23 protein-coding genes and 2 pseudogenes are annotated in these 21,712 nt (G+C 49.6%); 21 read left to right on the top strand and 4 right to left on the bottom strand.

Translation table 11 applies throughout. The features are described 5' to 3' along the window. The first annotated feature begins 69 nt into the window (after positions 1-69). From DU481_RS12400 to DU481_RS12320, 17 genes and pseudogenes are all read left to right on the top strand, one after another. Complete coding sequence (locus DU481_RS12400) at positions 70-1,236, top strand: class I SAM-dependent methyltransferase (protein WP_350134960.1); 1,167 nt, start codon at positions 70-72, stop codon at positions 1,234-1,236. A 172-nt stretch (positions 1,237-1,408) separates the two neighbouring features. Continuing rightward, entirely contained in the window at positions 1,409-2,293 is an 885-nt protein-coding gene (locus DU481_RS12395; RefSeq protein WP_350134957.1) for an HDOD domain-containing protein, read from the top strand. A 95-nt stretch (positions 2,294-2,388) separates the two neighbouring features. Next, the gene (gene hisC, locus DU481_RS12390) at positions 2,389-3,474 is read left to right on the top strand and encodes a histidinol-phosphate transaminase (RefSeq protein WP_350134954.1); all 1,086 of its coding nucleotides are present in this window, start codon (positions 2,389-2,391) and stop codon (positions 3,472-3,474) included. 43 nt (positions 3,475-3,517) lie between these two features. Then, positions 3,518-4,105 carry an imidazoleglycerol-phosphate dehydratase HisB gene (gene hisB / locus DU481_RS12385; RefSeq protein ID WP_090319018.1) on the top strand — a complete coding sequence of 196 codons (588 nt, stop codon included), beginning with the start codon at positions 3,518-3,520 and terminating at the stop codon, positions 4,103-4,105. Between the two features lie 26 nt (positions 4,106-4,131). Further along, complete coding sequence (hisH, locus tag DU481_RS12380; RefSeq protein WP_350134951.1) at positions 4,132-4,776, top strand: imidazole glycerol phosphate synthase subunit HisH; 645 nt, start codon at positions 4,132-4,134, stop codon at positions 4,774-4,776. Between the two features lie 52 nt (positions 4,777-4,828). Next, entirely contained in the window at positions 4,829-5,584 is a 756-nt protein-coding gene (gene hisA, locus DU481_RS12375) for a 1-(5-phosphoribosyl)-5-[(5-phosphoribosylamino)methylideneamino]imidazole-4-carboxamide isomerase (protein ID WP_350134948.1), read from the top strand. 71 nt (positions 5,585-5,655) lie between these two features. Beyond that, entirely contained in the window at positions 5,656-6,429 is a 774-nt protein-coding gene (gene hisF, locus DU481_RS12370; protein ID WP_350134945.1) for an imidazole glycerol phosphate synthase subunit HisF, read from the top strand. 51 nt (positions 6,430-6,480) lie between these two features. Next, on the top strand, positions 6,481-6,873 hold the full coding sequence (hisI, locus tag DU481_RS12365) for a phosphoribosyl-AMP cyclohydrolase (RefSeq protein WP_350134942.1): 393 nt from the start codon (positions 6,481-6,483) through the stop codon (positions 6,871-6,873). Beyond that, positions 6,870-7,196 (top strand): phosphoribosyl-ATP diphosphatase, encoded by a 327-nt coding sequence (locus tag DU481_RS12360; protein ID WP_350134939.1) that lies wholly within the window; start codon positions 6,870-6,872, stop codon positions 7,194-7,196. Before hisI ends, DU481_RS12360 begins: the two co-directional genes overlap by 4 nt. Positions 7,197-7,198: 2 nt before the next feature. Further along, positions 7,199-7,549: a histidine triad nucleotide-binding protein gene (locus DU481_RS12355; protein ID WP_090319035.1), complete on the top strand. Its 351-nt coding sequence runs from the start codon at positions 7,199-7,201 to the stop codon at positions 7,547-7,549. Between the two features lie 32 nt (positions 7,550-7,581). Beyond that, positions 7,582-7,740 (top strand): annotated as a pseudogene (gene tatA, locus DU481_RS12350) (Sec-independent protein translocase subunit TatA); the annotation flags it as partial. A 243-nt stretch (positions 7,741-7,983) separates the two neighbouring features. After that, positions 7,984-8,376, top strand: coding sequence for a Sec-independent protein translocase protein TatB (gene tatB / locus DU481_RS12345; protein ID WP_350134935.1), 393 nt, complete (start codon positions 7,984-7,986; stop codon positions 8,374-8,376). A gap of 68 nt (positions 8,377-8,444) precedes the next feature. Next, positions 8,445-9,236 (top strand): twin-arginine translocase subunit TatC, encoded by a 792-nt coding sequence (gene tatC / locus DU481_RS12340; protein ID WP_350134932.1) that lies wholly within the window; start codon positions 8,445-8,447, stop codon positions 9,234-9,236. Positions 9,237-9,350: 114 nt separating this feature from the next. Beyond that, positions 9,351-9,965 (top strand): hypothetical protein, encoded by a 615-nt coding sequence (locus DU481_RS12335; protein ID WP_350134929.1) that lies wholly within the window; start codon positions 9,351-9,353, stop codon positions 9,963-9,965. A 33-nt stretch (positions 9,966-9,998) separates the two neighbouring features. Then, positions 9,999-12,392, top strand: coding sequence for a heavy metal translocating P-type ATPase (locus tag DU481_RS12330; protein ID WP_350134926.1), 2,394 nt, complete (start codon positions 9,999-10,001; stop codon positions 12,390-12,392). A gap of 30 nt (positions 12,393-12,422) precedes the next feature. Continuing rightward, positions 12,423-12,632: a heavy-metal-associated domain-containing protein gene (locus tag DU481_RS12325; RefSeq protein ID WP_350134923.1), complete on the top strand. Its 210-nt coding sequence runs from the start codon at positions 12,423-12,425 to the stop codon at positions 12,630-12,632. Between the two features lie 368 nt (positions 12,633-13,000). After that, on the top strand, positions 13,001-14,701 hold the full coding sequence (locus tag DU481_RS12320; RefSeq protein ID WP_350134920.1) for a putative bifunctional diguanylate cyclase/phosphodiesterase: 1,701 nt from the start codon (positions 13,001-13,003) through the stop codon (positions 14,699-14,701). Between the two features lie 737 nt (positions 14,702-15,438). Here DU481_RS12320 and DU481_RS12315 read toward each other — a convergent pair. Genes DU481_RS12315 through DU481_RS12305 form a run of 3 tightly spaced genes read right to left on the bottom strand, consistent with a single transcriptional unit; the run spans position 15,439 to position 19,741 of the window. Continuing rightward, positions 15,439-16,539: a lipocalin-like domain-containing protein gene (locus DU481_RS12315; RefSeq protein WP_350134918.1), complete on the bottom strand. Its 1,101-nt coding sequence runs from the start codon at positions 16,537-16,539 to the stop codon at positions 15,439-15,441. Next, positions 16,539-19,079, bottom strand: coding sequence for an FtsX-like permease family protein (locus DU481_RS12310; RefSeq protein WP_350134915.1), 2,541 nt, complete (start codon positions 19,077-19,079; stop codon positions 16,539-16,541). The genes DU481_RS12315 and DU481_RS12310 overlap by 1 nt, the downstream gene beginning before the upstream one ends. Continuing rightward, the gene (locus tag DU481_RS12305) at positions 19,076-19,741 is read right to left on the bottom strand and encodes an ABC transporter ATP-binding protein (protein ID WP_350134912.1); all 666 of its coding nucleotides are present in this window, start codon (positions 19,739-19,741) and stop codon (positions 19,076-19,078) included. Before DU481_RS12305 ends, DU481_RS12310 begins: the two co-directional genes overlap by 4 nt. 137 nt (positions 19,742-19,878) lie before the next feature. Here DU481_RS12305 and DU481_RS12300 point away from each other — a divergent pair, with 137 nt between their 5' ends. From DU481_RS12300 to DU481_RS12285, 4 genes are all read left to right on the top strand, one after another. Further along, positions 19,879-20,160 carry a peptidylprolyl isomerase gene (locus DU481_RS12300; RefSeq protein WP_090319066.1) on the top strand — a complete coding sequence of 94 codons (282 nt, stop codon included), beginning with the start codon at positions 19,879-19,881 and terminating at the stop codon, positions 20,158-20,160. A 138-nt stretch (positions 20,161-20,298) separates the two neighbouring features. Next, positions 20,299-20,523: a hypothetical protein gene (locus DU481_RS12295; protein ID WP_090319068.1), complete on the top strand. Its 225-nt coding sequence runs from the start codon at positions 20,299-20,301 to the stop codon at positions 20,521-20,523. Then, positions 20,510-20,869: a type II toxin-antitoxin system VapC family toxin gene (locus tag DU481_RS12290; RefSeq protein ID WP_107804036.1), complete on the top strand. Its 360-nt coding sequence runs from the start codon at positions 20,510-20,512 to the stop codon at positions 20,867-20,869. Before DU481_RS12295 ends, DU481_RS12290 begins: the two co-directional genes overlap by 14 nt. A gap of 63 nt (positions 20,870-20,932) precedes the next feature. After that, positions 20,933-21,511 carry a GIY-YIG nuclease family protein gene (locus DU481_RS12285; protein ID WP_107804037.1) on the top strand — a complete coding sequence of 193 codons (579 nt, stop codon included), beginning with the start codon at positions 20,933-20,935 and terminating at the stop codon, positions 21,509-21,511. 93 nt (positions 21,512-21,604) lie between these two features. Here the strand turns inward: DU481_RS12285 and DU481_RS12280 are convergent. Continuing rightward, positions 21,605-21,712 (bottom strand): annotated as a pseudogene (locus DU481_RS12280) (IS1595 family transposase); the annotation flags it as partial.

The following is a 21,712-nucleotide window of genomic DNA, read 5'->3' as shown; positions in this document are numbered from 1 at the left end:
TATGGCCCATTTTACGAATAAACTTTACAATCTACTCTAACTTTATTTCCTATATCATTGATCATAAACATGCTACCTCCCAGTGAAATTGCTTTAGCACATAGCCGATCGGTACAAGCAATGATCCGGGAAAAGATTCTTGCAGCCCATCATTGGATTTCTTTTGAAGATTATATGAATCTTGCATTGTATGCACCAGGAATGGGGTATTACAGCAGCGGTGCAACCAAACTGGGCAGTGCAGGAGACTTCGTCACTGCGCCGGAAATCTCTCCGCTATTCGGCCGCACACTGGCGCAACAGCTATGGCAAATTTCGCAGCACCTTGCCCAGTTTAATATTCTTGAGTTTGGCGCCGGCTCAGGCAAACTGGCGCGGGATATCTTGCTGGAACTGGAAAAAACCGCTGCGTTGCCAGAGAAATATTTTATTCTTGAAGTCAGTGCCGATCTGCGCGAGCGGCAGCAATCAGGCCTTAAGCAAGAAATACCCCATCTTGCGGATCGAATCGAATGGCTGGAACAGTTACCCGATCAATTCACTGGTATCGTACTCGCCAATGAAGTGCTGGATGCAATGCCGGCTCACATCGTCAGATGGCATGATGATACTGTGCTGGAACGCGGCGTCACTTGGCAGAACGATCAATTCGCATGGCAAGATCGTGCGATTCAAGACAAAGAACTTTTGACAATCGCCCAACAGCTCATTCCCGAAATCAATCCGGACAATCAACCCATCGACTACGTCAGCGAAATCAATCTTGCCGCCGTTCATTTCATGCGCAGCCTGGCAAGCACGCTGCAACAAGGAGTTATATTGCTCATCGACTACGGCTTTGGCCGCAGTGAGTATTATCACCCGCAACGCAACCAGGGTACACTGATGTGCCATTACCGCCACCATGCGCATGACGACCCGTTTTATCTCCCCGGCTTGCAAGATATAACCAGCCATGTCGATTTCAGCGCCATCACGCAGGCCGGGCAAAGTGGCGGACTGGCGCTTCTGGGTTACACAACGCAAGCCTATTTTCTGCTCAACTGCGGTATCACCGGGATTCTTGCTCAGACTTCCGCGGAAGATACCAGCCATTACTTACCTCAATCGGGCCAAGTGCAGAAATTGGTCAGTCCGGCTGAAATGGGTGAGCTATTTAAGGTCATTGCTTTTGGAAAAAACTTTTCTGAGCCGCTGAGCGGATTCAGTGCTGGCGACATGAGCCGTCTATTATAACCATGCGATTCCGGTAAAGAAGAAAGTAAACCTGCCGATTCACCTAGCGGGCAAATTTTCCTTACTGTCATGCAATCATTGTAGTTCTGCCAGTAATCCCTTGTCATATCAAGCGCGCAATAAGAATTGAGCAGTCAGTAATACCGCCAACTAAAATTTTGAGACCGAGTCAATGTTGATTATTAACAAACTGGAATTCAGCCAAAACTTCCGCAGTATCCTGCAGCAAGCCGGGCAAATTCCCCCGCTACCGGAAACCGCGCGTGAACTATTCAAGTTACGCAACAATCCGGAAGCCAATCTGGAGCAACTGACGGGAGTCATTGAGAAAGATCCCAGTCTGGCGGCTTTTATTATGAAATATGCACGCATGTCTATTTTCGGCTATGGCAACCGGATCAATTCGGTTCATCATGCCGTATCACTGGTACTCGGCTTTAACACCGCACTCAATTTAGCTATGGGCATCGTCTCATCCGGTTGCCTCAAACTACCGAATCACGGCACACTGGGCCGTATCCGCATTTGGCATCAAACCTTGGAATGCGCCGCCTTATGCCGCGAACTTTGCCAGATCATGACGGAAAAGCATCTCGTCAATTGCGAACTGATTTATTTGAGCGGGTTATTTCACAATTTTGGATATTTATTGTTCGGACACCTGTATCCCAAAGAATTTGCTTATCTGAATGATTTGGTTACCCGCTATCCGGAACAAGAGGCACGCACATTGCAGCAGCAAGTTTTTGGCATCACCCACGATACGATCGGCATGTATCTGATTAAAGCATGGGATCTGCCAGAAGAAATAGCCGTTGCGGTTGCCGAGCAAAACTTTCCGGATTACTCGGGTAAACATGCATCCTATGTCAAACTACTCGCCATCGCTAACCGCATGCGGCAGGACCAGGCTCAAGCTGACGGCTGCCCGTATATCGATACACTTTCACTGATGGAATGCTTGGGAATCGATGCCATACAGGCTAAAGCAGTGCAAGAAAAAATACGTGGCTGTCAAAACGAGTTTCGTACATTGGCGCAAGATTTAGCGGCATAAAAAAGCATCGTCACTCACCACTGCTGAATGCCGGTAGATAAATGCCCGGCGACAATTTGAACTATAACCCCTGTATTGAGTTAAAATAGGCGCCTATGCCTAATTTTTATAACCCTGAAGACATTATCCGTCCGGAAATTCTCGCGTTATCCGCTTATCATGTGCCTCCGGCAACCGGCATGATCAAGCTGGATGCGATGGAAAATCCCTATCCGCTACCGTCTGCGCTCCGCGATGAAATCGCTCAATTGACGCTGAATGCGCCTGTCAATCGTTATCCCGATGCCAGCGCCGCTACGCTTAAAGCAACGTTACACCAGGCTCTGGGCATTGCCGATGACATGGATATCCTACTGGGTAACGGATCGGATGAAATCATTCAGATCATTGCAATGGCGGTCGCCAAGCCCGGCGCTGTGCTGATGAGCGCTGAACCGGCATTTGTGATGTTCCGGATGATCGCAACATTTGCAAATATTAAGTATACCGGAGTGCCACTACGGAAAGATTTCTCCCTGGATCTGGATGCCATGTTAGCGGCAATTGCTCAACATCGGCCAGCAGTCATTTTCCTGGCTTACCCGAACAACCCGACAGGCAACTTATTTGATCCCACGGCGATTGAAAGCATCCTGCAAGCCACTTCGGGTATTGTCGTCGTCGATGAGGCTTATCATGCTTTTGCGGACGCGAGTTTTATCGATAAACTCAGCCAATATCCGAATTTGCTGCTAATGCGCACGTTATCCAAATCAGGATTGGCCGGTTTGCGGCTTGGGCTTCTGATTGGTCGGTCCGAATGGCTGAAACAGCTGGAAAAGGTGCGTCTGCCTTATAATATTGGCATAATGACGCAATTGATCGCTGAAAAGGTATTGCATCACACTACGGTATTATCGCAGCAAGCCGAAGCCATCAAATCGGAACGCACGAAAATGAACACATTTCTTGGTACAATGCGCGGTGTTGAAGTATATCCGTCCGATGCTAACTTTATTTTGTTTCGTGTCAATGCAGCCAGCCAGATTTTTCAGGCGCTCAAACAACATAATATACTGATCAAAAACCTGGACGGTACTCATCCATTATTAGAGAATTGTTTGCGTGTAACTGTGGGTACCCCCGATGAAAATTCACAATTTTGCGTGGCATTACGTACCATCCTGAGTGAAACAGTTTAGAATCCTTTCAAATTTCCTTGCATTCATCCAAGATTAATCATCTATGCGCCGGGCACAAGTCATACGAAATACGCTGGAAACCCAAATCAGTGTCAATCTGAATTTGGACGGAACCGGTAAATCCACACTCGAAACCGGTGTGCCGTTTCTCGATCATATGCTCGATCAGATCGCGCGTCATGGCATGATCGATCTCGCCATTGCCGCAAAAGGCGACTTGCATATCGATGCCCATCATACCGTTGAAGATATCGGCATCACTTTGGGTCAGGCATTTGCCAAAGCGGTGGGCGATAAAAAAGGATTGCGCCGCTATGGTCATGCTTACGTGCCATTGGATGAAGCACTATCGCGCGTGGTCATCGACTTATCCGGACGCCCGGGTCTGGTCTTCAATGTCGCTTTCACGCGCGCGCGCATCGGTGATTTTGATGTCGATCTGTTTCATGAATTCTTCCAGGGCCTTACGAATCACGCTTTGATGACGCTGCATATCGACAATTTATCCGGCAGAAATGCCCATCACCAGGCCGAAACTGTCTTTAAAGCATTCGGGCGTGCCTTGCGCATGGCGATCGAGCACGATCCCGCGGCAGCCGGGATTATTCCATCCACCAAAGGTACTTTGTAAGTCACTTTGCCTCTATACATCACGGTATGACTGATATCGCAATTGTTGATTATGGAATGGGAAACTTACGTTCCGTCCATAAAGCGCTTGAACATGTGGCACCAACGGTCTCAACAACCGTCACCAGCGACCCTGACATCGTTCGCAAAGCCAATCGGGTCGTGGTGCCTGGACAAGGCGCCATGCGTAACTGTATCGATGAGCTGGAAACCCTCGGATTGCGCGAGGCCGTCATCGAAGCCGCTAAGCACAAACCTTTTCTTGGCATCTGCCTGGGTCTGCAAATGCTGTTCGAAGAAAGCGAGGAAGGAAATGTCAAAGGCTTAAACATTCTGCCCGGGAAAGTCGTGCGTTTTCCCGCTTCGGCCATGACAAACGCGGACGGGCAAAAACTAAAAGTACCGCATATGGGCTGGAATCAAGTTTACCAGGCAATCAAGCATCCTTTATGGGAAGGCATTGCGGCGGATGCACGTTTTTATTTCGTGCACAGCTATTATGTCGCAACACCCGATACGGCATTGATCGCGGCACAAAGCCATTATCCTTTCCCATTTACTTGCGCCGTTGCAAAAGATAACATTTTCGCGGTACAGTTCCATCCGGAAAAGAGTCAACTGGCAGGATTAACCCTGTTAAGTAACTTTGCCAAATGGACACCGCACTTCTAAAACCAAAAGTAGTAAACTGACTCTGTAATCAACTATCAATTCTGATTAAGCTATGCTGATTATTCCTGCAATAGATCTTAAAGATGGACATTGTGTCCGGCTCAAACAAGGGGTTATGGAAGATGCCACGGTATTTTCCGAAAACCCAGGCGAAATGGCAGCGCACTGGTTGAATCAAGGCGCGCGCAGATTGCACCTGGTCGATTTAAACGGTGCATTTGCCGGAAAACCGAGAAATGAAGCTGCAATTCGTGAAATTGTCGACGCCCTGGGTGACCAGATTCCGATTCAATTGGGCGGCGGCATTCGCGATCTCGATACGATTGAGCGTTATCTCGATGACGGTATCACGTACATCATTATCGGTACCGCAGCCATTAAAATTCCCGGATTCCTGCAAGATGCCTGCAATGCATTTCCAGGACAGATCATGGTCGGATTGGATGCCAAGGAAGGTAAAGTGGCGGTGGACGGTTGGTCCAAGATCACCGGACATGACGTCATCGATCTGGCAAAAAAATTTGAAAGTTATGGCGTAGAGGCGGTTATCTACACGGATATCGGCAGAGATGGCATGCTGAACGGCATCAACATCAATGCCACCGTTGAACTGGCCAGACAGCTCACCATACCGGTCATTGCCAGCGGCGGTATCACCAATATCAATGATATCCACAAACTGTGCGAAATCGAATCGGAGGGCATCATGGGCGCCATTACCGGGCGCGCTATTTATGAAGGTTCACTGGATTTCAAGGAAGCGCAGGTATTGGCTGACAAGCTCAGCAAAGATAACGGCATCTCCTGATACTGATCCACTGACAGTCGCTACCGCACACATTATCTCCTTCTCATTTTCACAACCGGCTTTAAAATCTGATGAGCCTCGCTAAACGTATCATTCCATGCCTGGACGTAACCAACGGGCGTGTGGTTAAAGGTGTAAACTTCGTTGAACTGCGCGACGCGGGAGATCCGGTGGAAATCTCGCGCCGCTATGATGAGCAAGGCGCGGACGAACTTACTTTTCTCGACATCACCGCCAGTTCGGATAATCGCGATCTGATTCTGCACATCATTGAAGCTGTAGCAACACAAGTATTCATTCCGTTAACGGTTGGCGGCGGTGTACGCCAAGTGACGGATGTCCGCCGTTTGCTCAATGCCGGTGCCGACAAAGTCAGTATCAATACCTCGGCCGTTCTGAATCCTCAGCTGGTCGCCGACGCATCCGATCATTACGGTTCGCAGTGTATTGTGGTGGCAATCGATGCCAAACAAGTCAATCCACCCGGCACCACGCCGCGCTGGGAAGTTTTCACCCATGGCGGACGCAAAGCAACCGGTATCGATGCCATTGAGTGGGCCATCAAAATGCAGTCGTTTGGTGCCGGTGAAATTTTACTCACCAGCATGGACAGGGATGGCACACGGAATGGTTTTGATCTTGCTTTGACACGCGCGATATCGGATGCGATCGATATCCCGGTCATCGCCAGCGGCGGAGTTGGCAATCTGGATCATCTGGTTGACGGTATCTTGCAAGGACATGCAGATGCTGTATTGGCCGCCAGTATCTTTCACTATGGTGAATTTACCGTGCAGCAGGCCAAGCAGTATATGGCGCAGCATGGCATCGAAGTGCGGTTATAATGCTAGAATCATTGGTAAAAATCATAACTGAACGGAAGTATCGCTGAATGTATGCCCCCTGATACTTGGCTTAGCAAAATTAACTGGTCGGAAGACGGATTGATACCGGTGATCGCCCAAGAAGCGGATAGCGGCAAAATTCTCATGGTTGCCTGGATGAATCGCGACGCACTCAAACTGACCGTAGAAAAACGTGAAGCCGTATACTGGTCACGCTCGCGTAAAAAACTATGGCACAAGGGCGAAGAATCCGGTCACACACAAAAAGTGAAAGAGATTTATTTGGATTGCGACCAAGACGTGCTGCTCCTGATGATCGAACAGACGGGCGGAATTGCTTGTCATACCGGGCGTCACAGCTGTTTCTTCCAGAAATTGGAAGGCACTGAATGGGTTACCGTAGCCCCCGTTATCAAAGATCCGGACGAAATTTACACCCAATGACCGATATCACTATTCTTCGCCGCCTGGCGGAAACCATCGAAGCACGCAAATCAGCCGACGCGAACAGCTCATACGTCGCCAAACTATTGCATGGCGGACAGGACAAGATACTCAAGAAAATCGCGGAAGAGTCTGCCGAAACGTTGATGGCGTCCAAAGATGGCGATACCGATCAGGTGGTTTATGAAACCGCCGATTTATGGTTTCATTGCCTGATATTGCTCGCGCACCACGGACTGACGCCGGATGATGTGTTGCGAGAACTGGAAAGACGCGAAGGCGTTTCCGGCATCGTAGAAAAAGCCTCTCGAAAATTGGATTAGCCATGGATAATTGTATATTCTGCAAAATCGCACGCAAAGAAATCCCATCCAATGCAGTGTACGAAGATGATGATATTCTCGCGTTTCACGATATCAATCCGGCCGCGCCGGTGCATTTCTTGCTAATCCCCAAACTGCACATCGATTCACTCGCTGAGGTGCAAGATAATCATCAGGATTTACTGGGAAAAATGCTATTATTAGCGCCTAAACTGGCGAAAGCGCAAGGCTGCGAAGATGGTTTCCGCACGATTATCAATACCGGACGGGCAGGCGGACAAGAGGTATTTCATATCCATTTCCACATCATCGGCGGCCGGGAACGTCTGCCTGGGATGATTCACCACGGCTAGGCCAGCACTGTTCCATCTCACAGGAGAAAGTCATGGGTACATTTAGCATCTGGCATTGGATTATCGTGCTGGTTATTGTTGTACTGGTATTTGGCACAAAAAAACTGCGCAACCTCGGTAGCGATTTGGGCGGAGCCCTGAAAGGGTTCAAGGAAGGCATGAAAGAATCGGAAACCGATACTGCTTCAGCCCGCGCAAATCCAGCCAATGAAACTGTGATTGAAGTGACGGCAAGCAAGGAATCGGCCGCGAATACCTTCAAGGAAAATAACACGCAACCGTCTGCCAGCACAGCCAATGCGGCGCATAGTGCAGCAGACGCTGAAATCAAGGAAAAAGCGCACACCAGGACTTAGGAAGCTTCTTTCCGCAGGAGAATCCGGTCATGCTCACATCAATCGTTTCACCACTTTGAATTCGGTCTACGCAACAACATGTTTGATATCAGTTTTATGGAGTTGCTGGTTATCTCGATCGTGGCACTGATCGTCATCGGACCCGAGCGTCTGCCCGCCGTGGCGCGCACAGTAGGCCACCTATACGGCCGCTGCCGCAACTTCGTTTATGCCATCAGAACTGATATTCATAACGAAATGCGCATGGAGGAGCTGAAAAAAATGCAATCCTCGGTGCAGGAAACGGTGCAATCGATTGAAGACTCGGTACACGAAGGCGTTGATCGCTTGAAAACAACGATGACCGATACAAAACCCGAAGACAGCCCATCCCCCGGTTCGTTGCCGCCACAGTCCGGTCAAGAGCCGCAAGCAATGGTCTCTGGCAACAATGAAACCGCACAACATGGTTCCAGTCAGGAAAGAAAGTAGCCGTTTAGCGCGGACTACAAGGTGTTTATCGATGCCGATTCAATATAACCAGCGCTACCGCGATCACCATGCTTGAAGGCTCGTTCCTGTCGCATTTAGTGGAATTGCGCGTCCGGATGATCCGCATCCTGGCCGTGCTCATGCTGGGATTCCTGCCCTGCGCCTTTTATGCGCGTGAACTGTATACCTTGCTGGCGCAACCGCTGCTGGAAAAACTGCCGCAAGGCGGGCAAATGATCGCCACCGATGTGGCGACACCCTTCTTTGTACCGATGCAGGTTGCGATGATGATGGCTTTTGTCATTACATTGCCGCACACGCTGTATCAAATCTGGGCTTTCGTCGCACCCGGGCTTTATTCACATGAAAAACGCCTGGCCCTGCCGCTGGTCTTCGGCAGCAGCTTGTTGTTCTTTTGCGGCATGTCGTTCGCTTACTTCGCCGCATTGCCACTGGTGTTTGAATTCATTACCTATTTCGCGCCGGAAGGTGTCGCGGTAATGACCGATATCAGCAAATATCTGAGTTTTGTTTTATCGATGTTTATCGCTTTCGGCGTCACTTTTGAAGTACCGGTGTTTGTCATCATATTGGTCAGAACAGGCATCATCACCATTGATAAGCTGAAGGAAATCCGCCCGTATGTGATTGTCGGCGCATTCATCATCGCCGCCATTTTCACCCCGCCCGACGTGGTTTCGCAGTTTATGCTGGCGGTGCCTTTATGCCTTCTGTACGAACTCGGCATATTCATCGCCGCATTGATGATCAAAAAACAGCAGCAAGTAGATGCAACAGATATAACACCCGCTAAGCAGGATGCTTCAGCACAAAAAGATGTGCCGGAAAAAACCGACTGACCGGATCCGCACGAGGAATCCATCAAACCCGGCGGAAATCGCTATAATGAAACCAACGCCATTCATCCCGATCTAAAAAATTCGTTACAGCAATTGACTGCAAGGAGATTCCCGATGTTGACTAGCCGTTCCGTTTTGAATGCCATAAAAGGGTTGATAGGATCAGCCATCATTTTCAGTGTCTGTGCTCCGGCTATTGCATTCGCACAATCAACCGCTACGGAACAAAACCATCCGCAGTTGCAGTCCCAATATCCGGCCACCCAACCGCCGGAAACTCCACCTGATGTCAACCGGCCGCCCAGAACCATTCATCGCATTGGCACCGCCATTGGCGCACCCCGCAACAGCGTTAGTATCAAAAGCACCGATGCCGGCGTCATACCCCGGCATCCATCAACAGCAGGGTGTATCAACTGCGGCGTTATCAATTCCATCAATAGAATCGGACAAGGCCCTGGCCTGAATGCCATTGCAGGCGGGATCGTCGCCGGAACTGTCGCCCGGGAGGTTATCCGCCAGAATCCGTATCCGCCCGGCACAAACTATCCCGATGCCGTGGATGGCGCTCATGCGGGAAACACACCGCAGCCGCACGATCAATATCAGGTCGGCATCACCATGAACGACGGCAGGCAAGCTATCATCGCACTCCCGGATGCGGCGAATTTCCATCAAGGCGATCGAGTCAGACTGGTTGATGGCATGCTGGTGCCTGACCGCCAATAACGGTACTCATCCGGCATCCATTGGAAAATACTTGTGAATTCCCCATCCCTCAAACACATTGAACTACCGGTTGAAGGCATGACATGCGCAGCCTGTGCCGCGCGTATCGAAAAAAACCTGAATAAGCTGCCGGGTGTGGAAGCCGCCGTCAATTTCGCCAATGAAAAAGCGCATGTGAATTTCGACGCAAATCAAGTGAACACGGAAACGCTGATTAAGACCATCGAGAAAGCCGGTTTTCACATTGCACCGCGTACCGTGCAACTGCAGCTCCACAAAATGACCTGCGCCGCTTGCGCCGGTCATATCGAAAAAGCGCTGAACAAGTTGCCCGGCGTCACGGCGACTGTCAATATCGCAACCGAAACTGCCAAGGTCAATTTCATGCCAGGCGAAGTAACGACCGGTCATTTGATTGAAGCTGTCATCAATGCCGGATATGACGCCACTGAAATCAGCGAATCCGGTCATGCTGAAGAAAAAGCGCGGCGGCGCGCCGCTTACCAGGCCGAATTGCGGTTATTCTGGATTTCAGCAACGTTCACACTACCACTGGTGCTGCAAATGGGCGCCATGTTTACCGGTCACGACATGGACATGCTGCCGCGCTGGCTGCAATGGGTGCTGGCTACGCCGGTGCAATTCTGGATCGGACGCCGTTTCTACACCGGCGCATGGCATTCCCTGCGAGGCGGCGGCGCCAATATGGATGTGCTGGTAGCGTTAGGCACCAGCATGGCGTATTTCTTCAGTGCTGCAGTCACCGCATTTGCATTGGATCAGCATGTTTATTTTGAAGCCAGCGCGGCCATCATTACGCTTGTTCTACTCGGTAAATTGATGGAAGCGCGCGCCAAAGGAAAAACTTCCGCGGCGATCGAAGCTTTGATCAGGCTGCAACCTAAAACAGCCCGTATCGAACGCAATGGTGAGATTCTCGAAGTACCGGCCAGCAGCCTGCAAGTCCACGATATTTTTATCGTGCGTCCGGGTGAAAATTTGCCGGTCGACGGCGTCGTCATTGAAGGCGCATCGAGTGTCAACGAATCCATGCTGACCGGTGAAAGCTTGCCCGTCAGCAAGCAAGCCGGTGCCAAAGTGTTTGCCGCCACGCTGAATCAGCAAGGTTTGCTCAAATGCCGCGCCACCAGTGTGGGTGCGCATACGCAGCTCGCCGCGATTATCCATCTGGTCGAAGAAGCGCAAGGTTCGAAAGCACCCATCCAACGCATGGCGGATACGATTTCGGGAATTTTCGTTCCGGTCGTCGTGATTATCAGCATTCTGACTCTGGGAATCACTTGGTGGCTCACTCACGAATTTGTTACCGCGCTGATCAACGCCGTTGCCGTGCTAGTCATCGCTTGTCCGTGCGCATTGGGACTCGCCACGCCGACTGCCATTATGGTCGGCACCGGACGCGGCGCGCAGTCCGGGGTACTGGTGAAAAATGCAGCGGCTTTGGAACACGCGGAGAAAATCCAAACGCTGATTGTCGACAAAACCGGCACATTGACCGAAGGGCAACCGGAGGTCACCGATATTGTTCCGGCGGGATCATTGAGTGCACAAGAACTGCTGCACATCGCCGCTTCCCTGGAACAAGGATCCGAACACCCGCTGGCGCGGGCGGTTCTGGATCACGCACAGAAACAACAGTTATCGCTGCACGCCATTGAAGATTTTTCGGCCATTGCCGGCAGCGGTATCACCGCTCGCATGAATGGCGTTCAATACCTGCTCGGTTCGCCCAAATTTTTGACACAGCACGATATCGCTGTGGATGAGCAACAAATCACGGCGTTGCAAGCGGAAGGAAAAACCGTTATCGGTGTTGCATCCACGGCTGGCAATGTACCTCAGCTGCTCGGCTACCTGGCCATCGCGGACCGCCTGCGGGATACATCCATCAAAGCAATCAAACAACTGCAATCCATGGGCATTGAAGTGATCATGTTAACCGGTGATAACGCCGTGACTGCGGCAGCGATTGCCAAACGTACCGGCATTACACAATACCATGCCGAAGTTTTGCCACAGGATAAAGCGGCTGAAGTGTTAAAAATGAAAAACAGCGGCCAGTTTACCGCGATGGTCGGTGACGGTATCAACGATGCGCCAGCCTTAGCTGCCGCGGATGTCAGTTTCGCCATCGGCGCCGGTTCGGATGTCGCGATTGAAGCGGCAGATATCACTTTGATACGCAATGATTTGATGAGCGTTGCCGATGCCATTTCCTTATCGCGTGCCACGCTCAAGAAAATCCGCCAGAATTTGTTCTTTGCTTTTGTCTACAATATCCTGGGCATCCCCTTAGCCGCAATGGGCATGCTCAACCCGGTCATCGCCGGTGCCGCCATGGCCATGAGTTCGGTATCGGTCGTCAGTAATTCATTGTTACTAAAACGCTGGCAAGCCAATCATTAAAAATAAAATCATTGTTAGGGAGTCGCCGTAATGCAAACCGCCACCATTAAAATAAAAGGCATGACCTGTATGGGCTGTGTCAATAGCATCAAAAATGTCCTCAGGAATGTGCCGGGAATCGTTCAGCTGGAAGTTACGCTTGATCCCGCGCAAGCCATCATTCAATTCGATCCTGAAAACACCAGTCTGAATCAACTCAAAGAAACTATCATTGATGCCGGATTTGATGTCGTGGATTAAAAATAATCAATCCGCATCCTGCTGTGAATCATTAGAGATCTTTCATAAGTACCAGGATTATAGTAAAATTCCTACTATTGTTGCAGGATATTTCTTCTATTTCATATTCCAAATACTTATTGCTTTATCCCAATAACTATAACAAAACGGGATTTTATGAAAGTAGTTATCGAACCAGTACGGTTTGGTTCAATGCCCCCCGCTATAAACGGAGCGGCAAGTATTGATGGTGCCGCCATTGCACCGGTGCGTTCATCAAGCCTATTGAGCGCAAACAATATGTGCAGCTATATTGAGAATTCTGTACGTATCCAGCAAGTTACGCCGGAACATTCCCGGCATCCCATCCAGTCACGGCGAATACGGCCATGACGCACAAACAAGTAATCAATGACGCAGCACAAAAGATTTTATCTTTAGTCGATCTGATTATTATTGTCACCGACGAAGAAGGCATCATTCTCGAGGCCAATCGCAGTGCTTGCGAATTATTTTGCTATACCGCGGAAGAATTAGCCGGCATGCCGGTACATCTCCTGTTACCACCGCGGTATCGCGAACGGCATGTTGATGCACTGAAACAATTTGTCACCGGCGGCGAAACACACCGCCGCATGGGTCAACGCGATTCAGTCATCGGCTATCGCAAGGATGGCGCGTTGATCGAGCTCGAAGCAGGAATCGCCAAATTTCATAGCGGCGGCCAATGGATATTGGTAGTCAACATGCTCGATATCACGCAGCGTAAGCACCAAGTGCAGGAATTAATCCGGCAATCGACACATGATGCGTTGACCGGTTTACCCAACCGAAAATTGATCCATGAACGGCTAAATAACGCGCTGCAACGCTCCATGCGAAACAAACTGAATGTCGCGTTACTGTTTATTGATCTGGATGGTTTCAAACTGATCAATGATACCTACGGTCACATAACCGGCGATGAGGTATTAAAAATAATCGCTGACCGTCTGTTGGCTCAAATCCGCCCGGATGACACCGTGGGCAGACTATCCGGCGACGAATTCATCGTATTATGCGAACAAATTGAAAAACCGGAGTTGATTGCAAATTTAGCAACGCGCATTAATGATGCTTTGAAGGAGAACATCACCTGTCAGGATCCGAGTCTGTCGATAACGGCAAGTATCGGCATAATTATCGGCCATGGCCAGCAATACTCAGCGGACGAAATGATGCGCTCGGCGGATACGGCTATGTACGAGATGAAACAAAAAGGCCGGGGTGGATGGCAATTCTTTAATGATCAGTTACAAAAAAAAGCACATCAAAAAAATTTAATCGGCCAAGGATTTCGGCGAGCACTCGAACACAACGAACTTTCGGCAGTTTACCAACCGATTATTACACCGGATACCGAGCAAATCGTCGGCGCAGAATTGCTGCTGCGCTGGAATTTGAATGGAAAATCCATATCGCCGGAAATTTTCATCCCGGTTGCGGAAATGAACGGAATGGTTTTTTCCATCGGCGATTGGGTTTTTCGTGAAGGTTGCAAAGCACAGGCGGATTGGCAACGGCGCTGGAAAGATCAGGCACCTTACGTATCGATCAATCTATCAGCCCGGCAGCTCAACCATAAGCAATTACTAAATAGTTTCTCGGCTATCCTGCAAGAAACGGGGGCCAATCCCGCCGGGATTGTGGTTGAGTTAACCGAAGCCGCGCTAATGCCGGATGTTGAATCGAATTCAATAATCTTTCATCAGCTGGCAGATCTCGGTCTACAAATTGCCATCGATGATTTTGGCACCGGATACTCTTCGTTATCGCAATTGATTCAGTTACCCATCAACTTATTAAAAATCAGCAAGTCGTTCGTTGATGATCTAGAAAGCCGACATGAAAAACAAGTGCTGATTCGCACAATCATTGGATTGGGACATTCTTTAGGACTGAAGCTGATTGTGGAGGGGGTTGAAACCGAGGTACAACTGACGGAGCTGAAACAGTATGGCTGCGATTTTATACAGGGTTATTTCTTCTATCTACCCATGCATGAACAAGACTTCATTCGAGAAATGAACCATCAAGCTTCCAAAGGGTAAAAACCTGACAGTATGAGGTTAAGACTGAGGAAATCTATACAATCAACAATTACTTAACTGGCACGGAATATAGCAATCTTGCATAGGCCGTTACAACACACACTCATTTCATCGACTGCAATAAAAAATACCCATCTACCGGATTCTCCGTCAGATGGGCATTTTTTTGGGAATAATTGACTGACTCTGTCCTATTTATCACTTACTGTGATGGGATAAGTTTTTTAGTAAAACTTAAGCCTCAAAAGGACATTAGTGAGTATTTCAGTCTAGAATACGCCGTAAACAATTGCCCCGATAACGAGGAAAACAGCTGTTGAAATGAAGAATAATCTTAAAACTTGCGCATCTGTTTCTCTTCTGTTGATTTCGGCCATAACAATCTCCTTTGATTAAGAATTAAAACCGATCAGTGACCGGTTCCTCTATATACGATTACAAAACTTTATAACCGTTTTACTTTATCTCTGTTCCTTAGATTCACTGTGACAGCAATCCTTTCTTTATAGAACCGAGTAAACTATTCGCAATCATCTTGCACCATTAAGATCACTGCGTGCACAAATTCTAACTCACATTTAACAACAATGAAAGTATTGAAATCGAGTATGCCCTATTTTTACTATAAGAATCCATGCAATCCGGCAAAATATCGCGCACTCTAACTACTGATTCGCCCTGTGTTTTCAGGCTATTTCGATTCATTGAATCAATATTTTCCGGGATAAAAATCATTTTCATAATGCTAAAGGTTTCACGTAGCCGGTTAACTCAAGATAGCCCTTTCCGGCGGGCTGATTGTCTTTAGTCAGCGTTACCGCACCTTCCCAGTAAACCGAACCGGTAGATTGACGCGAATCCAGTTCCTGATCATCCAGCAAAGGCGTAAGCCGCCATTCGATCTCGCCGGTGCGGATATGCATTGCAACCGGATAAACCGCCTCCGTATGCGGCGATTGCCAAGTGCGAATCGGGGTAAATTCTACTTGCTCCGGTTCAAACAATCGCATATTACCGGAAGGATCGCGCAATGCCGCATACGCCCATACCTTACCCCCGCCTTTGCGGCGTATTTGAAAAGCCATCAACGCTGAGCCATCGTCCAGATTAGCGCCCGTCCAATCCCAGCCATCCGCTTCGGGATCCAGATAGGCGGTTGACCACTCATGATCCAGCCAGGCACGGCCACTCACCGTAACCGGTTTGTTATCGCGGAAGACAGTACCGGTCACGCTTAGATGCGGCTCGCTATAGTAATAACTCGCCTGTTCCGGTTTCGGACCCTTACGCGAGAAACCGTTTTGATCTTGCAGCATCGCCATCTGCGCCGGGGTCAGCGTTAAGCGCAAACCGATATCGCTGCCTTGCATCTCCACCTGATAACGCCCATCCTCCTCGCGTACCAGCGTCCAATCGTCCAGTTTCACATCGGTATTGCCTTCTTTGGCATAAGCCAGATTGAAACCTTCCCGCAACGACTTTTCTTCGTGCATCAGCTTACCCGCGGCAGGATCGGATAACGCCAAATGCGCGATGATCAAATACTTCGCTGCAAACTGGCTGGGATTATCCTGATTGTGGCCGGTCGCATAACGGAAAAAGGTAACCTGAAACCCCAATGGCTTCTTATCTTCAGTCTCCAGCCAGCCGGTGATGTACCACCATTCGATGCGAAAATCCTGATGCGCGCCGTAATCCTGCGGAAAAACCAATTTATAACCGGGCGTAACCGGTTTTAACCGATCCGATTCTGCCAGCGCCGCTGTTCCCAGTAAACTAAGAAACAGCAGCCCCACGGCGATCACAACGCTTGCACCACTCCACTTGTTTTGTTTCATTACCAATCCTCCCGCACCGCACGTATCACTTCGCCGGAAATCGCTCGCCGCCCGGCCAGCAATGCCGTCAATGCCGCTGCAACCAGCATGATTACCGCAATCAGCGCGAGCCAATTCCACGGCAGATGCAACTGCATGGTCCAATGGAACGATTGCGGGTTGACGATAAAAACCAGAATCAGGCTGATGCTCCAGCCCAATAGAAAACCCAGCACCATGCCGAGCGCGGTCAATAAACCGCCTTCCGCCGCCAGCATCACCAGAATCTGCCGGCGCATCACGCCGATATGCCGCAGCATGCCGAATTCCTTGACACGCGCCAGTGTCTGCGCGGAAAAACTCGCTGCCACCCCGAGCAAACCAATCACCACCGCGACCAATTCCAGCAAATACGTCACGGCAAAGCTGCGGTCAAAAATTTCCAGGCTTAACGCGCGCATATCGCTCGATCTCGATATCTCCAACGCGGCACCGAACGGCAGTTGGCGCAATCCGGCAGTAGCCGCATCCAGGCTTACCCCCGGTTGCAACCATAGGGCCACGGTATTGACACCCAAATCGCCGGTCAACGCTTGATAATCCGCCAATTGCATCTGAATCGCGCCAAATTGACGGCCATAGTCGCGCCATACCCCGGCAACCAAAAATTCGTTGGATGCCGTGCCGATCGGCAACGTTACTCGCTCCCCTACCCGGTAACCATATAGGTCGACCATCGCTTCCGACACCCAGACCGGCATGACATTTTGCGGCAACGACTCCGAAGCGATCATATCGTCCGTCAACGGCAATGTATTGCGCGCATCCGCTTTATCGACAGGACGAGCGAACAGCGTGATTTCCGGCCGATTGGCATCGAGTGTCAATTGCTGGGTGCGGAAAAAATCCACCCGGTCGAAACCGGGTAGATCGGCGATCGCCTTTTGCGCATCCGTTTGCAAATCGCCGCTGGCTGCGGCACGCACATATAAATCAGCCGGTAACACGCGCCCCAGCCAGTTATCGATCGAGATACGAAAACTCGTCACCATGATCGCCATCGCGACCATCAGGCTGAAACTCGCCAATATGCCACCCAGCGCAATGGCGGCCTGATTCGGCGCATTCGCCAAGCGCGCCAATGCCAGTGTAGACACAGCGCCGCTCCGATGGTGTTGCCATTTGGCCAGCACTGCTGAAAAGAACCCTGCGGTCAAACGCGGCATTAACGCAATGCCGCCAATCAGCAACAATACAATGGCCAGATAACCGAAAATCGGCAGCTCGAAAACCGGTGGCAATTGTGTAAATAATGCCGAGATTGACAAACAGATCAGCGCAAACCACGGCGGGGACAATTTCGCCATCGCCGTATCTTCACTACCGGAGCGCAATGCCAATGCCGGTTTGGCCCGCGCCGCCTCCAATGCCGGAATGATGCTCCCCAGCAGCGTCACGCCCAAGCCCACTGCGAAAAATATCCCAGCATCCCAGGGATCGAAATGAATGCCCGGTTTGACACCCGGAAAGAAATTAGTGCCCAAATCGCCACCCAGCAACCGGATCGCCAGTACCGCAACCGCATAACCCAGCACCAAGCCCAGCAACGAACCGCTCACCCCCAGAATCCCGCCTTCGGTCATGATCTGCCGCAACAGTTGCTGCCGCGTAAAACCCAGCACGCGCAGCAACGCGAATTGCTGCCGCCGCCGGATGACCGACAGCACTTGCGTGGAAAAAACCAGAAAGGTACCGGTAAACAACGCCACCAGCGCCAGCATGTTCAAATTGATACGATAGGCGCGCGACATATTGGCAATGCGCTTTTCCTGATCGACCGCCTCGGTCACCCAATACGCTTCGCCTAACTCCTCCGCCAGTTTGGCTTTAAATGCCGCATGATTGATGCCATCGCTCAGTTTCAGTTCGATGCGCGACAACACGCCAAGCTGCTGGAAGCGCCACTGCGCCGCGCCGATATCCATCACTGCAATGCGCTGCCCCGCTCTTGCGCGCACCAAGCCACCCGCCACACGCAACGTAACGGCTTGCAATCCGGCATTCAATTGCAGCGAGTCGCCTTGTTCAACCTGTAACCATTCCATTGCCGCAGGTGAAAGAAAAATTGCATCGTCCGCCAACCGGTCCAGGGTTTTCCCCTCTTCAACCAATCCGAGTAGATCGGGTGAAATCCGCATCGCCCGGAACATGTCGATGCCGATGATTTTCAGTTTGTGATCGTTTCTGTTTTGCTGCTTACCGGGGATCGCCACATCGAATTCCAGCACCGGATTCGCCACTGCGACACCGTCATGCCGCGCCAGCACGGGGTATAACGCTTCGTCAAAGAACGCCTTGCGCCCGCGCACCTGCAAATCCGATTGCCCGGACAAACTTTTACTGGCCGCAGAAAATTCATTGAATGCCGCGGTATTGATCAAATGAATGGAAAACGCCATGGCCACGCCGGTCGCGATGGCAATCAACGCCACGGTCACTTGCACCAGGTGCGCGCGCCACTCACCAAACAACAGCCAGCGCGATAACGTCGCCGTGTTCATACGCGCGCGCCGGGTTTGGCTGGATGCAAGCCATCCTTGGTCAGATCCAACACCCGGTCCGCTGTCGCCGCGGCGGCATGCGAATGCGTCACGAGAATACCGGTAGCCCCATTGGCTTTGATTTCGGTGCGCATTAATTGGAGAATCTCATGCGCCGTATCGGGATCGAGGTTACCGGTCGGTTCGTCCGCCAGCACCAATTTGGGCCGATGCACCAGCGCCCGTGCAATCGCCACGCGTTGCAGCTCACCACCGGACAACTGGCGGGGAAAATGATGCCCGCGATCATGCAACCCCACATCCGCCAGCATTTGTGTCACGCGCTCCGTTGGCGCACCGTTCAGCAATAGCGGCAAGGCAATATTCTGCGACACGGTCAGGTGCGGCAGCACATGAAACGCCTGAAAAATAAAACCGAATTGCTCGCGCCGCAATCGCGTCGCCGCGTCGTCATCCAGCGATGAAATCGCCACGCCATTAATGCGGATCTCGCCCGAATCCGGCGTATCCAACCCGGCGATCAGATTTAGCAACGTCGATTTACCCACACCCGACTCACCCATGATCGCGACGTACTCGCCCGCTTCCAGCGTATAACTTAAACCGGTCAGCACTTTCCGCCCTTCGGCATACGCCTTATTGACATTCATTAACTCAAGCATTCGCACCACTACCACACAGAATTTTCATCAAACCCTCATCACATAAAAATGGCACAATGCTTCAATCAGCACGCCAATCTGTGCTTAAATGTATCACGTACTAAAAATTATTTTTGATAAATACAGGAGAGAATCTTATGGCACGAGCCAGCGCACGTCATATCTTGGTCAAAACCGAAGAACAATGTAACAGCTTGAAAAGCGAAATCGAGAACGGCGCCAGCTTCGCCGAAATCGCGCAACAACATTCACTCTGCCCGTCCGGCAAACAAGGTGGCGACTTAGGTGAATTCGGCCGCGGTCAAATGGTGAAGGAATTCGACACTGTCGTGTTCAGCGCACCGGTCGGTGAAGTGCAAGGTCCGGTTAAAACACAGTTTGGGTATCACTTAGTGGAAGTAACGAAACGTAGCGATTAAATCGAACTGCACCGTAGATACCGCATGAGCGCTACACTCATTATTGATCCATGACTTCGTGATAACACAACGGATACTTGAACGTAAGCATGCGAAAATGATTACAGATGCTGATAAAAGTTAAGTAAAAGGTATTTTATGCTGACGATAGACCCAAAATTGGAAGCGAAATTAGAAACGCTAGCCAAACAGGAACATAGTTCACCGGATGAAATTGTTACCCGGTTGGTCAATGAATATATCCAGCGAAAGCAGGAATCCGGATTGTTGATTGAAATTATCAACGATCTGCCTGAGGTAACATGCTTCAAATATCAAAATCCACTGGATATGCAAATGCAGTTACGCGATGAGTGGCATTAAGTATTTGCTTGACACGAATATTATTATCGGACTGTATCAACGCAATCCGGTGGTTTTGGATTTATTAAAATCCAAGCAGGTTAAAATCGACGAGTGTGCTTATAGCTCAATAACTCGTATGGAGTTATTGAGCTATCCCGCGATAACGCCTGCGGATATTAAAACCATCGAATCCTTACTGACTCGGATGACCCACTTACCTATCGTAATTGGCATTGAAAACAGAGCGATCGAAATCAGGCGCAATCAACAAATGAAATTACCCGATTCAATTATCTCTGCAACAGCTCAGCACCATCAGCTTGAATTGCTGACACTGGATAAGAGATTAATGGGAAAACAGTAAAAGATTTTTACAATATCATCATAAATAGAAAAATCGACTTTGTTTAATCCTTAAATCCTCCCAATGATAGAAACCTCCTATTACGTCTATGCTTTAAAAGATCCGCGTTCTTCACCAGCCAAGCCTTTTTACATTGGGAAAGGAACTGGTGTAAGAGCCTATGATCACCTGGTAAAACCTGATAACTCTCGGAAAGGTAAATTAATCCAAGAAATTATGGACCAAGGCGCTCAGGTTCTTGTTACGATATTGGTTGATTCAGTCAGTGAAGCGCAATCAATTAAGCTCGAAGCTGAATTGATATCCGCATTTGGCACAATTGATACAGGCGGTTTTCTTACAAATGTAATCATTCCTTCCGGGTTATCCGGAAAAGTGAGAACTTCTATCGTTGTACCTCACGGCGCACAAGAAAAAGCTCAAATCGGACTCTCATTATTAAAAGATGCGATTCTCGAATTTGCTAAAGCGAATCAATCAGGAATCTCAAATTCTGATGCTGCAAGCCTTTTAGGCCTAAAGAGTGACTATGGTGGTGGTTCGAAGGATTATCTCTCATATAGTATTATCGGTTTGCTTATGCGCGAAGGAAAGCTCGCAAGAGAAGGAAACTCACGGAAACATGTCGCTAAAGTACAATAAATCAAACCTGAATTACATGAGATGACATTTAGTCTTCATAAGTTGTGAAAAGAATTTGTCAAATTTGACTAATAAATTTTGGGTCTTAGGAAGTTAAAGCGGGTTTAAACGTAACAATTTAAGAATTTCATGATAGAGATTATCACGGCGATGATTAAAACGAAATTCGGTTTCTTTCAAGTGCAGGTAGAAAGTATGTTC

The organism is Nitrosomonas sp. (assembly GCF_040240425.1).
In the GTDB taxonomy this organism is placed as follows: Bacteria; Pseudomonadota; Gammaproteobacteria; order Burkholderiales; family Nitrosomonadaceae; genus Nitrosomonas.
Note: the sequence above shows the minus strand (reverse complement) of the source record. Positions and strands in the feature narration are given on the sequence as shown.

Bases quoted from the DNA above. Each gene is read 5' to 3' on its own strand.
- DU481_RS12300 (WP_090319066.1), top strand. From the start codon at position 19,879: ATGGCACGAGCCAGCGCACGTCATATCTTGGTCAAAACCGAAGAACAA.
- DU481_RS12315 (WP_350134918.1), bottom strand. From the start codon at position 16,539: ATGAAACAAAACAAGTGGAGTGGTGCAAGCGTTGTGATCGCCGTGGGG.
- tatC (WP_350134932.1), top strand. From the start codon at position 8,445: ATGCTTGAAGGCTCGTTCCTGTCGCATTTAGTGGAATTGCGCGTCCGG.
- DU481_RS12355 (WP_090319035.1), top strand. From the start codon at position 7,199: ATGGATAATTGTATATTCTGCAAAATCGCACGCAAAGAAATCCCATCC.
- hisA (WP_350134948.1), top strand. From the start codon at position 4,829: ATGCTGATTATTCCTGCAATAGATCTTAAAGATGGACATTGTGTCCGG.
- DU481_RS12395 (WP_350134957.1), top strand. From the start codon at position 1,409: ATGTTGATTATTAACAAACTGGAATTCAGCCAAAACTTCCGCAGTATC.
- DU481_RS12290 (WP_107804036.1), top strand. From the start codon at position 20,510: ATGAGTGGCATTAAGTATTTGCTTGACACGAATATTATTATCGGACTG.
- hisH (WP_350134951.1), top strand. From the start codon at position 4,132: ATGACTGATATCGCAATTGTTGATTATGGAATGGGAAACTTACGTTCC.
- DU481_RS12360 (WP_350134939.1), top strand. From the start codon at position 6,870: ATGACCGATATCACTATTCTTCGCCGCCTGGCGGAAACCATCGAAGCA.
- DU481_RS12325 (WP_350134923.1), top strand. From the start codon at position 12,423: ATGCAAACCGCCACCATTAAAATAAAAGGCATGACCTGTATGGGCTGT.
- hisF (WP_350134945.1), top strand. From the start codon at position 5,656: ATGAGCCTCGCTAAACGTATCATTCCATGCCTGGACGTAACCAACGGG.
- DU481_RS12310 (WP_350134915.1), bottom strand. From the start codon at position 19,079: ATGAACACGGCGACGTTATCGCGCTGGCTGTTGTTTGGTGAGTGGCGC.
- DU481_RS12305 (WP_350134912.1), bottom strand. From the start codon at position 19,741: ATGCTTGAGTTAATGAATGTCAATAAGGCGTATGCCGAAGGGCGGAAA.
- hisC (WP_350134954.1), top strand. From the start codon at position 2,389: ATGCCTAATTTTTATAACCCTGAAGACATTATCCGTCCGGAAATTCTC.
- DU481_RS12285 (WP_107804037.1), top strand. From the start codon at position 20,933: ATGATAGAAACCTCCTATTACGTCTATGCTTTAAAAGATCCGCGTTCT.
- DU481_RS12335 (WP_350134929.1), top strand. From the start codon at position 9,351: ATGTTGACTAGCCGTTCCGTTTTGAATGCCATAAAAGGGTTGATAGGA.
- hisB (WP_090319018.1), top strand. From the start codon at position 3,518: ATGCGCCGGGCACAAGTCATACGAAATACGCTGGAAACCCAAATCAGT.
- hisI (WP_350134942.1), top strand. From the start codon at position 6,481: ATGCCCCCTGATACTTGGCTTAGCAAAATTAACTGGTCGGAAGACGGA.
- DU481_RS12295 (WP_090319068.1), top strand. From the start codon at position 20,299: ATGCTGACGATAGACCCAAAATTGGAAGCGAAATTAGAAACGCTAGCC.
- DU481_RS12320 (WP_350134920.1), top strand. From the start codon at position 13,001: ATGACGCACAAACAAGTAATCAATGACGCAGCACAAAAGATTTTATCT.
- tatB (WP_350134935.1), top strand. From the start codon at position 7,984: ATGTTTGATATCAGTTTTATGGAGTTGCTGGTTATCTCGATCGTGGCA.
- DU481_RS12400 (WP_350134960.1), top strand. From the start codon at position 70: ATGCTACCTCCCAGTGAAATTGCTTTAGCACATAGCCGATCGGTACAA.